General features: G+C 65.5%; 15 protein-coding genes. 7 read left to right on the top strand and 8 right to left on the bottom strand.

Annotation, left to right across the window (positions count from 1 at the left end; genetic code table 11):
- Positions 1 to 5: 5 nt before the first annotated feature.
- Positions 6 to 743 carry a maleylpyruvate isomerase family mycothiol-dependent enzyme gene (locus tag ACFVBH_RS20240; protein ID WP_379003338.1) on the bottom strand — a complete coding sequence of 246 codons (738 nt, stop codon included), beginning with the start codon at positions 741 to 743 and terminating at the stop codon, positions 6 to 8.
- 154 nt (positions 744 to 897) lie between these two features.
- Positions 898 to 1,398, bottom strand: a complete 501-nt coding sequence (locus tag ACFVBH_RS20235; RefSeq protein ID WP_379003336.1) for an SRPBCC family protein — start codon at positions 1,396 to 1,398, stop codon at positions 898 to 900.
- A gap of 101 nt (positions 1,399 to 1,499) precedes the next feature.
- Here ACFVBH_RS20235 and ACFVBH_RS20230 point away from each other — a divergent pair, with 101 nt between their 5' ends.
- Together ACFVBH_RS20230 and ACFVBH_RS20225 are read left to right on the top strand one after the other, a co-directional pair.
- Positions 1,500 to 2,081, top strand: coding sequence for a TetR/AcrR family transcriptional regulator (locus tag ACFVBH_RS20230; RefSeq protein WP_379003334.1), 582 nt, complete (start codon positions 1,500 to 1,502; stop codon positions 2,079 to 2,081).
- A gap of 177 nt (positions 2,082 to 2,258) precedes the next feature.
- Entirely contained in the window at positions 2,259 to 2,495 is a 237-nt protein-coding gene (locus ACFVBH_RS20225) for a hypothetical protein (RefSeq protein ID WP_379003332.1), read from the top strand.
- Between the two features lie 191 nt (positions 2,496 to 2,686).
- Here ACFVBH_RS20225 and ACFVBH_RS20220 read toward each other — a convergent pair whose 3' ends face one another.
- From ACFVBH_RS20220 to ACFVBH_RS20205, 4 genes are all read right to left on the bottom strand, one after another.
- Complete coding sequence (locus ACFVBH_RS20220; RefSeq protein WP_379003330.1) at positions 2,687 to 4,441, bottom strand: hypothetical protein; 1,755 nt, start codon at positions 4,439 to 4,441, stop codon at positions 2,687 to 2,689.
- A gap of 463 nt (positions 4,442 to 4,904) precedes the next feature.
- Positions 4,905 to 6,041, bottom strand: coding sequence for a cytochrome P450 (locus ACFVBH_RS20215; protein ID WP_379003327.1), 1,137 nt, complete (start codon positions 6,039 to 6,041; stop codon positions 4,905 to 4,907).
- 253 nt (positions 6,042 to 6,294) lie between these two features.
- Positions 6,295 to 6,504 (bottom strand): hypothetical protein, encoded by a 210-nt coding sequence (locus tag ACFVBH_RS20210; protein ID WP_379003325.1) that lies wholly within the window; start codon positions 6,502 to 6,504, stop codon positions 6,295 to 6,297.
- Between the two features lie 78 nt (positions 6,505 to 6,582).
- Positions 6,583 to 7,050 (bottom strand): NUDIX hydrolase, encoded by a 468-nt coding sequence (locus tag ACFVBH_RS20205; RefSeq protein ID WP_379003323.1) that lies wholly within the window; start codon positions 7,048 to 7,050, stop codon positions 6,583 to 6,585.
- 58 nt (positions 7,051 to 7,108) lie between these two features.
- Here ACFVBH_RS20205 and ACFVBH_RS20200 point away from each other — a divergent pair, with 58 nt between their 5' ends.
- The 3 genes from ACFVBH_RS20200 (at position 7,109) to ACFVBH_RS20190 (ending at position 9,061) form a co-directional block, all read left to right on the top strand.
- The gene (locus ACFVBH_RS20200; RefSeq protein ID WP_379003321.1) at positions 7,109 to 7,666 is read left to right on the top strand and encodes a DUF6301 family protein; all 558 of its coding nucleotides are present in this window, start codon (positions 7,109 to 7,111) and stop codon (positions 7,664 to 7,666) included.
- A 385-nt stretch (positions 7,667 to 8,051) separates the two neighbouring features.
- Entirely contained in the window at positions 8,052 to 8,546 is a 495-nt protein-coding gene (locus tag ACFVBH_RS20195) for a nitroreductase/quinone reductase family protein (RefSeq protein ID WP_379003319.1), read from the top strand.
- 107 nt (positions 8,547 to 8,653) lie between these two features.
- On the top strand, positions 8,654 to 9,061 hold the full coding sequence (locus ACFVBH_RS20190) for a hypothetical protein (RefSeq protein ID WP_379003317.1): 408 nt from the start codon (positions 8,654 to 8,656) through the stop codon (positions 9,059 to 9,061).
- 160 nt (positions 9,062 to 9,221) lie between these two features.
- Here the strand turns inward: ACFVBH_RS20190 and ACFVBH_RS20185 are convergent, their stop codons facing one another.
- Positions 9,222 to 9,704: a macro domain-containing protein gene (locus ACFVBH_RS20185; protein ID WP_379003314.1), complete on the bottom strand. Its 483-nt coding sequence runs from the start codon at positions 9,702 to 9,704 to the stop codon at positions 9,222 to 9,224.
- Positions 9,705 to 10,177: 473 nt separating this feature from the next.
- On the opposite strand from ACFVBH_RS20185, the gene ACFVBH_RS20180 reads away from it, so the two are divergent.
- Complete coding sequence (locus tag ACFVBH_RS20180) at positions 10,178 to 10,489, top strand: hypothetical protein (protein WP_379003312.1); 312 nt, start codon at positions 10,178 to 10,180, stop codon at positions 10,487 to 10,489.
- Between the two features lie 43 nt (positions 10,490 to 10,532).
- Here the strand turns inward: ACFVBH_RS20180 and ACFVBH_RS20175 are convergent, their stop codons facing one another.
- The gene (locus tag ACFVBH_RS20175; protein WP_379003310.1) at positions 10,533 to 11,333 is read right to left on the bottom strand and encodes a hypothetical protein; all 801 of its coding nucleotides are present in this window, start codon (positions 11,331 to 11,333) and stop codon (positions 10,533 to 10,535) included.
- A 524-nt stretch (positions 11,334 to 11,857) separates the two neighbouring features.
- Here ACFVBH_RS20175 and ACFVBH_RS20170 point away from each other — a divergent pair.
- Positions 11,858 to 12,058 (top strand): CsbD family protein, encoded by a 201-nt coding sequence (locus ACFVBH_RS20170; RefSeq protein ID WP_354990460.1) that lies wholly within the window; start codon positions 11,858 to 11,860, stop codon positions 12,056 to 12,058.
- The last annotated feature ends 107 nt before the right edge of the window (positions 12,059 to 12,165 follow it).

The raw sequence follows: 12,165 nt of genomic DNA, 5'->3' as shown, positions 1-12,165 counted from the left end.
GCATCCTACTGAGTTTCCTCGCTGATTCGAGCCGCAAGGGTGGCCAGGGCCGCTGGATCGCCCCACTCGGTCACAGGTGCATTGCCGGGGTCGCGATTCCACAGGTGCAGGAGCAGGTCTTCCGGTGTCGCGGTGATCTGCGCGTCCGGGGGCGTGTCTTCGTGCGCGCGGTCGACCCCGTTGGCGCGGAGAGTGAGTGCCCAGCGGCGGGTGTGGGTTTGAAGCCGGACGGTGCGGTTCGCGCCTGCCGTGAGCGTTGGACTATCGCCGAAGTCGTAGGTGAGGAAGTCGATCATCTCGTCTATGCCGGCTACGGCAAGGTCCGGATCGATGGCTGTGTTTGTGCCGGTTGCGAGTTCGGCGTCGACGCGGTGGATGGCCGTTTCCAACGCCATTCTGCGGAACCAGAAGCCCACGGATTGGTCGGGCGGAAACCAGGTGAAACTCGGCTGGGCGGGGCCGCGTTCGGTCAGTTGCTCCAGCAACGCATCTCGTGTGGAAATGAAGAAGGCCCATAGCGCCGGACCCGGCGTCGGCAGGGGTTTCCGCTCCTCGGCGGGCGGTTCGTGGCCCAGGGTCATGCACAGCACCTTGTGCTCGTACACCTGGGCCACGTGCCCCGCCACGTCCGCGGCCGTCCACCCCGGGCACGAGGGCGCGGCCGCGCCGGGATCGAGCCGCGCGGACGCGAGCAATGTGTTGCTGTCGGCCAGTATCAGGTCGAGGTACCGGGAGGGCTCCATTGGGGCGATTCTGCCGCATCGGAGACGTGCGAACCCGGGTGCCGAGTCGCCGTGCCCCTTGGTTCCTGCCCATTCTCGTTCCGCTACAAAATGATCCGGTCGGCCGGATTCGCGGAAGGACGGGTGGTCCTGTTGGACGCACCGCCGGTGAGTGTCAGCGCTCGGCCTGGGATTTGATGTTCTCCAGGGTCCGGCGCATACCGGCGCGCATGCCCGCGGTGAAGGCGTCGTTCCCGCCCGGGTAGTTCTCGGTGAACTGCTTGGACAGGGGCGAGATGCCTTCCGGGGTGTCTCGCCGCTGGGTGAGGCGGGTGCCGTCGGCCCCGGCCCGCTCGAGCGTGTACGACCAGATGACCCAGTTCTCTTCGATGCGGAAGGCCAGCTCCCGCTGGTCCGCGAAGCGGACGACTTCACCGTGGGTCACCCAGTCGAAGCCGCCTTCGCTGTTGAGGCTCGTGAACTGCGCGCCCAGTTCGACCTGGTCGAAGCCCTTGCGCAGCCGCGTCGAGCTCACCTGGGGACTCCAGTCCGCCATCCGGCGCACGTCTTTGACCAGTTCCCAGACCTGCTCGAGCGGGGCGCCGATTTCGATGTCGTCCTGTAGGAGCGGTGCGGCGGGTGACTCGGAGGCGGTGGACGGCGACTCGTCTGACATATCTGGCTCCTGAACTATGCGATCAACCGGTCGTAAATGTCTCGCCTCGAACGTAGCGGAGGCGGAGTATTTACGTCCAGACGGTCGTATAAAATCGCCGGATGGTCTCTCCCGTTGACGGCCGCCGCGCCCGCGGCGACGTGACGCGCCGCACCGCCGCGCGCAAGGCCGCCGAGATCGCCACCACCCACGGCCTCGACGCGATCACGGTCGGCGCGCTCGCCACCGCGACGGGCCTGAGCAAGAGCGGCATCCTCACGGTGTTCGCCACCCGCGAGGAGATCCAGGTCGCGGCCGTCGCCGAAGCGCGCCGCATCTATCAGGCCACCGTCATCGCCCCGGCCTGGGACCACGAGCCCGGAGACCGCCGGCTCCGCGCGCTGGTCGACTCCTGGATCGCCTACCTGCTCGACGGCGTGTTCCCCGGCGGCTGTTTCGTGGCCGCGACCTCGGTCGAGTACGGCCATCGCCGCGGCCCGGTGGCGGACGCGGTGCGCCGGCTCAAACGGGAGTGGCTCGAACTGCTCGAATCCGAGTTCGCCGCAGCCGGTTCGGCGGATCCGTCCGCGGACGCCTTCACGTTCGACGCACTGCTCACCGCGGGCAATGTCCGCCGCGAATTGTTCGGCGACGATAGGGAACTCGAGACCGCGCGCAGGCTCGCCCTGGCTGTACTCGGGTAGGAATGCGCAGATCGCGCACCTTTCAAGGTTCGATCACCCGGCTGGCCGGTACGCAACGGTTCGCCGGCCGGTGTGCGGTTCCGGCACCCAACAGCGGGGTGAACTGATCGCCAGGCGGTCGTAGAATTGAGCCCGTCCGGTCCGGAGTGGCCGACATTCGAACGAGGGAGGCGAACCATGACCGACGAGGAGATCGTGCTCTCGTTCGCCCTGACCAGGCTGGACAACGCGAACAGCGACTTGGATCTGGAGGAGGTAGCCGCCCTGGTGGTACGCCGCCTCACCCCCGATCAGGTGCTGGATCTGGCCACCCGCAATCTCGCCACGCGAGATGAGTTACGGGGAGCGTTGTTCGAATCCGCGGTGGAGCATGTGCTCCGGACCGTGCTGACTGCCCGAGGGCCTGTCGACTGACGAATCGATCTTTGCTGAGGTGGCGTCGGCCAAACGCTCGGAGGTTGTTCGAGGCGAAGTCCGGTGACCTGTCGACCAATTGGTGGGCGCAATCGGCAGTATGAGGCGTCGAATCGCGGTCGCCGATCAGTCTCGGGCCGTCGCGCCGCCACCGAGCCTGTAACAGCCGGTGACGGCACGAGCCGATCGAGCTACGCGGTGTGGCAGCGAGACTCCCAGGCACCCGGGATGTCGTCGGATAGTGCTGGGGCTCCCAGCTTTTCGTCGTCCAGTCCGAGAGCGTCCAGTACCGCGGGCAGCTGGTCGGCGAGGGTATCGAGCGCCGCGCGGCGATTCTGTTCGATGGTGTTCACCGCCGCGAGGTCGAGCATGCCGTGGTTGAGGTACCACAGGGCGTGTTGCGACAGGTAGGAGAGCGCGAACACCGCACGCACGGCGGCGATCTCGGGGTGGTCCGCGTATCGGTGGAGGATCTGCAGAGCTTCCTCGGCGGAGTATGCCTCGGCGAGGGAGAGCGCCTCGGGGATGACAGCCATGCGCGCGTCGAGCCCGGGAGTGGTGAGGTATTGCTGGGTCTCGTCGACGATCGTCAGGGTGCGCGCGTGGAAGAGGCCGAGCTGCTCGCTCTCGTCGGCGGGGTCGTAGATCCGGGTTTCGGGCGGACGCTTGCCGGCCAGGTGTTTGGCCAGGACTCGGCCGCCGTAGGAGCCCATGACGTGGCAGTCGCCTTCGCCGGTGATTCCGCCGTGGCAGACCCCGAGGTAGTCGGCGATCCGGTTGGCGCTGAACATCCCCTGTGCGCCCATCCGAATGCGGCAGTGGGTGACGGTGTCCAGGGCGTGCAGTTGGATGTAGTGCTTGGCCAGCATGACGGCTACGACGGTGTCGTGACCGGTGAGGTCGCTGGTTGCGAGCTGGGTTTTGACCGCGTTGCCGTAGAGCGTACGGGCGAGGGTGCCGGCCAGGTCGGTGAGCAGGGTGTCGCGCACGTGCGGTAGTTCGATCATGTGCGGGGTGTCGAATTTGGTGAGGGGCACCGCGCGTTTGGCGGCGTAGCGCAGGGCGATGTACAGCGACGCCCGCGCGGTGGAGTTGAGCGCCGAGGCCAGCGCCAGCCGCCCGACGGTGAGCTGGCTCGTCGCCGAGGCGAACGATCGGCGGCGACTGTCTTCGTCGCGCCAGGTCAGGACACCGTTGTCGTCGATGGTGGCGAGGTCGTTGCTCAGCCATGCCGCGCGCTCGAGGCGCAAGGTGTCGAAGCTGATGACCGAGTTGTCCATGATGACCAGTGGTTGGTGGTCGAGCGGGGTGATCGTCACCCCGGGCGCGACTTCGCCGTCGGGGCCGCGTAGTCGTGCTGCGAAGGCGTGCACGCCGTGATCGGTGCCGGTGGAATCGATCAAGCGTGCGCCCACCACGCATACCCGGGACACGGGGATGCCGATGCTGGGCATGAACTTTCGGGCGCGCGGGGTCGGGGTGTGGAGGGTGAAACCCGTGCCGTTCCATGTCGCGCGGGTTTGCATGAACTGGATGTTGGACCCGCATCCGAACTCGGTCAACAGCATGACCCCGATGCTGGAGGCGTCGTCGAGATCGCGCAGATACGGTGCGGCGGTGTCGGAATCGGTGAGGGTGGACAGACTGCCGGTGGCCAGGTTGTAGTGCCCGGATATCAGTGGCACCAGGTCGGTCGCGAGCACCGCCGCCCAATCGAAGATCGCGAACAGTCGCGGCAGGTCGATCGCGATGTCTCGGGTGCCGCCGACTTCCTGCGCCAGGTTGGCCAGCTGGTCGTAGGCGTTCTGCCGCCGCTGCTGCTGGCTTTGCGTCTCGGTGACCGCGTAGTCGGGGTTGACGAGGATCTTCTGCAGTTGCTGGTCGAATTCGAGGCTGCCGTGGCGCAGAATATCGGCCAGCGAGCGCTGCTCCTGGTGCTGGTGCATGATCCGTCTCCTACTTGTTCGGTTCACCCGATCGGCAGGTGATGCCGCGGGCATAAGAGGCGGTCGCGATGCCCGGAGTTCCCAGGTGGGACGCCGTGGCATGAGTCATGCCACGGTGATGACCGAGGGTCGGGGCGGGGCGATCGCCTGTCGGAAGTTCGACGGACCACTCACCATTACGCCATGCCGCGGCACGGTCGCCGCACGCGACCGAATCGCGCTGGCAGGGAGAGTGATCGGCTCGCGGGCACGTGCGGAAAGCGTGATGCCGACCGGCGACCATCGAGCATGCTGCGCTCGTGAGTTGCTGCGGCAGTGCTTGATTCGACCTGCGAGTCACGAATTGTATGGTCGCACAAATTCTGTGGATGCTCGTGGTGAACATTCCCAGCCCTGGCCGAGGGCGTGCGGAGCCGCACGATCGCTGGCTTCGATCGTGCGGCGATGCGCGAGTGGACGGTGGTTATGGGGTAGGGAACAGGTAGCGCGTGGGGGCGAAGGTCACAGGTAGTTCGGTCAGGGCCCGGTGGAAGCCGCCGGGACGCCACACCAGGTCATGTTGCGGCACTTCGAGTTCGAGATCGGGCAGATGGTCGAGGAGCTGGTCGATGATTTCCTGGGCGAGCACCCGAACGTACGGGCGTGCGGGTGCGGGGCACGCATGATCGCCCGAGCTGAAGGCCAGGTTCCATCCGTTGTCGACGCTGATGCCCAAACCCTGGGTCAGTGCGGGGTCGGTGTTGCACGCGGTCATGCTGATGATGACGGGCTGGTGCGGCGGCAGCCACTGCCCGTCGATGGTCATCGGGCGCGGCGGATAGGTGATGCAGAAGTTCGCCATCGGTGGATCGGTCGCCAGCCGTTCGTCGATGGCCGTGCCGGTTGACAGGGGCGGCGCATCGGCCGAACTCAGGAAACGGGCATCGGTCAGCAGCAGAAGCAGTGTGTTGGCGATGAGATTGAACGAGGGTTCGATGCCGCCGGCGAAGAGCAGCACCAGTTGGTGGATCATCTCCTCGTCCGTCAACGCAGTGCTGTGCTGGACCAGCCTGGTCGTGATGTCTTCCCCCGGGTGGGCACGTTTCAAGCGGGTGAGGTCGAACAGTGCCGCACCCATCGCGGCGTTGACCGTCTCGGTGTCCACCCCGTCGAACATGGCGGCCTGGGCGGCGGCTACCCGCTGCCCGATCTCGGGCGGGCAGCCCAGGATCTCGCAGAAGACGGAGAACACCATCGGCAGCGCGTATTGGCTCAGGATGTCGGCGCGGCCGACGGTGGCGAAGCCATTGATGACCGACGCCGCGGAGCGTTCGATGCTGGTACGCACCAGGTTCAGGTCGACGCCGGCCAGCGCGTCGGTCAGCGCTTGACGGTAGCGGGCGTGCTCGCGACCGCTGGTGCGCAGGGCGTTGGGCCGATACTCGAGCATCGGCATGATGGGGATGTCGGCGGGCACGGTCCGCTGCCACTGTCGTGGGTCGGCCGGAAAATGGCTGGGGTCGTTCAGGATTCGAATCGCGGTCGCGTACTTGATGACCAGCGTCGCGGGCACTCCCGGCCAGATGTCGACCGGCACCAGCGATCCGTACTCGCTGCGCATTCGCCGGTAGTGCCCGTGTGGGTCCGCCGCGAATTCGGGACTGTAGAGCGGAACTCGCGCGGCCTCGCCTTGCCCTGCGCCGAGAGGTTCACCTTGATGCGAGTGCTGCGGATCCACGTCGAGTCTCCCACTGGCTGCTGTGAAATTGCTTGCGGCAAAATATATCCCAGTACCCGCAGCTCTTCAGCGGGGGAGACGCCGAGGCGCCGGCGGGCAAGGTCGGCGCGTGGGCTCAACGAGAGTGCCGGTTCCTTCAGCTCGGGGGCGGCGTATTGTCGCCTGCGGTTTGAGCTTTCAGTGCTTCGGCTTTGCGCTGTTCGGCGCGCAGCGCTCTTACGAACACCACGACGGCGGCCACCCCCAGAACGGCGATCCCGCCCAGAGCGCTGCCGCTCGCCCAGGTCGCGACCGTGCTGATCACCAGCAGCGCGATGCCGATCGGTGACGAACGTATTCGCTTCATGACAAATCCCCTCCGTGCCTGTGGCTTTCGAGCACCCTAGAGCCTTGGTTGATTCGGGCGATCGGTGACCGCGGCCCGTCAGTGCTGGATCAGGCCACCGTATGGAGTGGGCGGGACGTGGCCGGTCGGCGGAACAGTTTGCGCCAGACTCATGCCCGTGTCGACGAGAGAGGATCTGCGCAGGCCGCTGACCTGACCTAGCGGTGTCCAGGTCGGATCGATCGTGGCCCCGTCTGTTTCGGCTCTGAGCAGGCCTCCGATTATGCGGACGCGGTAGAAGATTCCAACGTTCTGATGGTCGACCCCTGCGCGGGCCGCCGCCGCGGGAATCATCCTCGAATCCACGCCCAGTAGGCGTTCGACAGCCCCCTCGAGGCCGGTTTCCTCGCGAAGCTCGCGGGTCACCGCGTCGAAGGGATCCTCACCGTGCTCGACCCCGCCACCCGGCAGCGTCCACGTGGGTTCGCCCTGGCTGGCGACATGACGGGCAAGCAGGACGCGGCCCCGCTCGATGCAGACGGCATAGGCCGCCAATCTGAAGCTCACTCGATGAAGCCTATTGCGGCCTTCGATAGCGTAGCGGGACAGGAACTTCCGGAGCGATGTGCGTGCTTTGCTGCGCGGTGAAATCGTTGTCGCTGGGGCAATGACCTTGTTTGTCGACCTCGAGGGGGCGGTGCGTATCGTGCGGCTTGCCGTTCCGTTCGGCTGGACTTGGACCCTGGGCGACGTACGTAGCTTCTGCGAGGCCGCCGGGTGGCGTGAGGTGGGAGAGGACGACGTGGCGGTCATCTTCGCGACCGATCTCGGCGTCGCGGAGCCGCGCGCGAACGCGTACACCAATTCACGTCTTGCGCCCGCGTTGGCGTTGGCCGGTCAGGATATCGAGGAGATCTCGGTATACGTCGCGGACTCCGGACCGCAGCTGGCCGCCGATGCGGCAGTGGCAGAACCTTATTCGAGGCTGGCCGATCTACTTGCCGGTGAGTTGGGACCGCCGATGTGGAGCATGGTCGACCCTCGGATCGAGACCGGCTGGGAACTACCGGATGTCATTATCGGCGTGGTGGCCGAACCCGGTTGGGTGGAACTCGTTTTGACGAATCCGTTGTACCGGCGGCGGATTGAACGACTGGAGGATGAGTGGGATGCGGAGCAGTAGAGCCGTCCGGTCGTCGTCCGAGCAGTCAGGGTCCTCTTCCGGCCAGTGCTGAGCCTCCCGCGGTCAGCTGCTGCGCGGCTACCATGTCGGAGCTGATTCGCAGGTGAAAACCCAAGAGGACGGCGGCTATCCGATGTATCTCCATGTTCATCGGCGACAGCACGGTCGAATGCGCGGGTGGCTCGGCGACGGCGGCTTCGTTGTCGAAGCCGAGCGGACGGTGAACTCGGCCGAGAGCCCCCTGGGCGGGATCGTTCTCGCGCGCCGCGCAGCTGCCGGCGAGTTACCGCAGCGGGGAGCTGGTCGGCGACCCGTTCGAAAGAATTTCGCGATCTCCGGTCCAACTAGGACCGTAGTTGTCCTATCTGCTGGAAATACTCATCTCATGAGCGAAATCGAAGCCGCGGGACAGCCCGACATCACCGACTACAACGACCCGGACGCGCCGTGGAACCAGGCGTGGGACGGGGAGGGCGGCATCGCCGACTGGAACGGCGACGTGATCAAGGAGTTCCGGGAGAACTCCGGCAAGGTCGGCGGCGCCTACGCGGGCGGCGACCTCATTCTGCTCACCACCACGGGAGCCAAGAGCGGGAAGCAGCACACGACCCCGCTGGGGCCGCTGTACCGGGGCGAGGTGATGTACGTGAGCTCGTTCATCGAGAACAAGTACCCGGCCTGGTGGTACAACATCAAGGCGAATCAGCAGGTCACCATCGAGTTGCGGGATGAGACCTACCGCGCGATCGGGCGGGTTCTCGAAGGGGCGGAGTACGACGAGTTCGCGGCCTGGGTCCTGGCGAACAACCCGCTGCTGGCGGATTTCCAGTCGAAGGTAGACCGGCCGCTGCCGTTGGTGGTGCTCACCCGCGAGGGGTAGGGCGGGACGCGAACGGCATGCCCGCGGAGCGTCGATGAGGGCGCGCGGGCAATGCCGTCGGCTCGCGAACGGGGTTCGACAGTACGTAATGCCCCAACGGGGCCCATATGGATGCGCAAGGGCCGGTCGGGCAGAATCAGGCACCCATCGGATCGTGCACGGAAGGGGTCGATTTGCCCGTCGGCACCGCGGACTACCTCGAGTTGATTCGGGGCCTGCTCTGCGACTCACCCGAACGTCGAGACCGCGCCGCCGACGAGTGCACCGACCAGATCGGAGCTTACGATCTCGCGCAGAGGACCACGCTCCTCCACGTGCTCTTGTGGTCGGCGCAGGTCGAAACATCGCCGGCCGCAATGGAGTCCGAGCTGAACGCCGCGTGCGCGATTGTCGACTCGGGAGCACCGAGCGGCACGATCGCGGCAGTGTTGTCCGGAATCGACAGGTCGAAGCTATCCGGCTCGGCGATCGAACACTACGACTACCTGGTAGGCGAGGCCGGCCGAACAGCTTGATGGTGCGCGCTCATCTGTAGCTCGGTGTGTTCGGCGGCCGGATACGGCACGGCGAGCTGCTCTTCCGCTGCCAGCGGTAACCGGTTCGGTCGGTGGCGTTGCGGCGGAGCAGGACGTAGACCTTGCTGCTCGGCCGTTCCGGCTAAGTGAAATGCTTCCTTCATTCCAGGTCGTAAACCACCGTGGTGATACCCCGGCTGGAGAGTCGATCGTTGATGAGCGGTTCGATTCGGTCCCAGGTACCGCCCGCCAATCCGCACCCGATTCGCGGCATATGCACGGACGCGTTCGACAGGGCCGCGAAATCGGCCACGTGGCCCAGGCATCGGTCGATGGCGTCATATCGGATTGGTGGGTTTCCGGCGCTGGTTCGGATGCCGTGTTGCCCGATCATATTGGCTACGTGGAGATCAGGCGCGACCGAGACAAATTGGACGGCACCCAGGCCGAAGTCGTTGGCATGTCGTTGCCTGTGCCAGTCCCGGAACGCGTGTTCGGGTTGCCCCCAGCGGGCGGACACCGCGACAACGAAGCCTTTGCCCCAGCGACCGGCGTCATTGCAGATGTGGGCGATGATCGCGGGTCCGTTGATGCTGGGTGCGGTGGCATCTCCGGTTCGGTACTCGATCGCAGCCATGGTCATGGTGTCGAACCTAGGCATTCGCACCGACACAAATCGGTTGGTACGCGCTGACCGCCCGGGCCCGCCAGCAGAAGCGGACGCCCAGCGCCTCAGACGCATGATCAACCGGATCTTTGCTGCGAAGGGCGAAGGCCCCAACTCGGCACGAGGGTGCGTTCGGCCGGCGTCAGATCGGCTCGACCTGTTGACATCCGGCTCGCCCGCTAGCCGGTTCGGTCAGCGCACCATATGGCGGATGGGTGCATTTCCATCGACGCCGACCGTGATACATGTCGACTGCCATTGGTAGAGATGATGTCCAGGTGTTGAGAAGTTGAGATCCGGGAGTTGTTGCGATGGAGCGCGTTCGCTTGATCACGGTCTGTGAGCGATTGCTCCCACGTGAGCCGTCTGTCTCGACCGCGGTCAGGTCCGCGGTCGAGGACCAACAGGCATTGGTTGCACTCTCCGGCGGCTTGATAGATGCCGGGCTCATGGGCTACATCGATGCAGCAAGCGATCCGGAAATGGCGCGGGATGTGTTGGCGTCCCTCAGGTTTTGTCCTACGTCGATGTCGTGGGAATGGTGGGAGGACCACCGTGACGACGTCGATCAGGACGAGGATATCGAGCGGTTTCTTGGTTTGGCGGGGGAGCTGTGCCGGGAGAAGGGTGTGCTCTTGCTCGAACTCGGCTTGGGCTCGGACGCCTACCTCGTCGGATTCTTTCCGGTCGGCATGGTGGAGGATTTGATCGAGGAGGGTGAATTCTGGGTCGTGCGTCGTGGGTGGCAGGGGAGGGACTGAATCGGCTCGCCTGGCGAGCGTCGCTTGCCGCTCACTCAAGAAATCAGCAGAAACGGACGTTCCGCTGCGCTCGGACCGATACGGCCACTGACATTCCAAGGCTTCTCATTGGTGTGCAGCGTTCGCTTTCCGCTGGTCCCAGCGTCAGCCGGTTCGGTAACGGTTCGACCGTCTGTGGGGCGCCGAAGGTGATCCCTGCCTGGCGTAGGTAGTCGTAGGCGGCTCGGGCGACTTCGGGTTCGAGGAAACTCAGGTCTTCCTCGCGTACCTCGTGACGTTCGGCCGCCTCGGTCAGGCGTGTCAGTTCGTCGAGACCCACGTGGTCGAGGTCTTCGAGGGTGTCGTCATCGAAGGCCACATTTGCGGCGTTCTCGTGGGCTTGTTCGACCCGGTGGGCAAGGCCGGCTGGGCCCGCGTTTTCGTGCAGGCACATGTAGAGACCGTCGTCGTATTCGGTGGGGGTGGAGGACCAGTGGTCGTTCTCCCACCAGCGTACGAAGCTCACGGCATCCGCGGTGAGTACACGCGGGTGATGCGCTTTCAGTTCGATGGCGCGAACCCATTCCGGTGCAACGGCTCTGGGGTCGTACGGCTTGTCGTAGACGTCGTTTTCACGATCCCACCCGAACAGTACGGCGCGATCGCCCGGGTATCGGACGAGAGCGAACCAGTTGCCCGCACAATCCTCCGTGTCCAGGCGCCCACCGGCGACCACCGTTGTCTCCCCGACACACTCGGCCAACTCGCCAGGTTCGTACACATCTCCCGGGAATGCGGCGAACAACAGGTCGGTGACCACGGCTCTGACCCACAACACGCCAGGATGCGGCAGCTCGAAATCCATGTGCGGCAACCTAACACCGGTCGCCGACACCGGATGCCCTCGCGATCTCGGCGCGATCAGCGGGGGATGAGTACGTCCTGCGCATTGCAGCGACGGTCTAGACGTCCGCGGGTGCATCCACCACGAAATCGCGTGAACCGAAAACGGGTTCGTCAAGCGTCAGGCGCGACCGGGCGTTCGGTAGAACTCGTCGAGCGGTGCCGGTGCGGATTCAGGCCGTTATCGCAACACCTCGTCGAGTGCTTCTGGCGGTGTGTTCGGTCGAGACCGAATCAGGTCCTCGTTGCCCCTCGCCCGCGTGGACCGACCGATTTGCTCGACGCGCTATGGGGTATGCGTTCATGTCGGCTGGCGCACGCTGAGCTGCTGACCCACCGGTACGCCGACTGATCTTGGCGGTGCCGTCCGCCCGTCAGAAACCTTGATCAACTCAGAAGGTATGAATCGGGCGAACCCGGGTATGGCGTGATCGGAACGTCACCGACGTCGTTCGCAAACCACATCCGCAGAGTGGAAGGAACGCCATGAGTGCAGCTGAGAACAAGGCCGAGGAGTTCAAGGGCCGGGCCAAGGAGGCCGCGGGCAGCCTGACCGGTGACGAGGATCTGAAGGCCGAGGGTAAGGCCGATCAGGGTTCCTCGAAGGTGAAGCAGCACGTCGACGACGCGGCCGAGAAGGTCAAGGATGCCGCCGAGTCGGTCAAGGAAAAGCTGCAGGGCCACTGACGCTCACCGGTCGGGGGGGGGGGCCCCGGGGCAGGGGGGGCCCCCCCGCGCCGAGGGTTGATGTCTGACCCGCGGAGGGGGCGGGGGGGGGGGGAGGGCCACGGGGT

It is taken from the genome of Nocardia sp. NPDC057668 (assembly GCF_042799795.1).
Lineage (GTDB): Bacteria > Actinomycetota > Actinomycetes > Mycobacteriales > Mycobacteriaceae > Nocardia.
The sequence above is the reverse complement of the archived record's forward strand: the minus strand, read 5'-3'. Positions and strand labels throughout refer to the sequence as shown.

Excerpts from the sequence above, each read along its gene's own strand:
- ACFVBH_RS20240 (WP_379003338.1), bottom strand. The coding sequence starts at position 743 with ATGGAGCCCTCCCGGTACCTCGACCTGATACTGGCCGACAGCAACACA.
- ACFVBH_RS20235 (WP_379003336.1), bottom strand. The coding sequence starts at position 1,398 with ATGTCAGACGAGTCGCCGTCCACCGCCTCCGAGTCACCCGCCGCACCG.
- ACFVBH_RS20230 (WP_379003334.1), top strand. The coding sequence starts at position 1,500 with ATGGTCTCTCCCGTTGACGGCCGCCGCGCCCGCGGCGACGTGACGCGC.
- ACFVBH_RS20225 (WP_379003332.1), top strand. The coding sequence starts at position 2,259 with ATGACCGACGAGGAGATCGTGCTCTCGTTCGCCCTGACCAGGCTGGAC.
- ACFVBH_RS20220 (WP_379003330.1), bottom strand. The coding sequence starts at position 4,441 with ATGCACCAGCACCAGGAGCAGCGCTCGCTGGCCGATATTCTGCGCCAC.
- ACFVBH_RS20215 (WP_379003327.1), bottom strand. The coding sequence starts at position 6,041 with ATGCGCAGCGAGTACGGATCGCTGGTGCCGGTCGACATCTGGCCGGGA.
- ACFVBH_RS20210 (WP_379003325.1), bottom strand. The coding sequence starts at position 6,504 with ATGAAGCGAATACGTTCGTCACCGATCGGCATCGCGCTGCTGGTGATC.
- ACFVBH_RS20195 (WP_379003319.1), top strand. The coding sequence starts at position 8,052 with ATGAGCGAAATCGAAGCCGCGGGACAGCCCGACATCACCGACTACAAC.
- ACFVBH_RS20190 (WP_379003317.1), top strand. The coding sequence starts at position 8,654 with ATGGATGCGCAAGGGCCGGTCGGGCAGAATCAGGCACCCATCGGATCG.
- ACFVBH_RS20185 (WP_379003314.1), bottom strand. The coding sequence starts at position 9,704 with ATGACCATGGCTGCGATCGAGTACCGAACCGGAGATGCCACCGCACCC.
- ACFVBH_RS20180 (WP_379003312.1), top strand. The coding sequence starts at position 10,178 with ATGGGCTACATCGATGCAGCAAGCGATCCGGAAATGGCGCGGGATGTG.
- ACFVBH_RS20175 (WP_379003310.1), bottom strand. The coding sequence starts at position 11,333 with ATGGATTTCGAGCTGCCGCATCCTGGCGTGTTGTGGGTCAGAGCCGTG.
- ACFVBH_RS20170 (WP_354990460.1), top strand. The coding sequence starts at position 11,858 with ATGAGTGCAGCTGAGAACAAGGCCGAGGAGTTCAAGGGCCGGGCCAAG.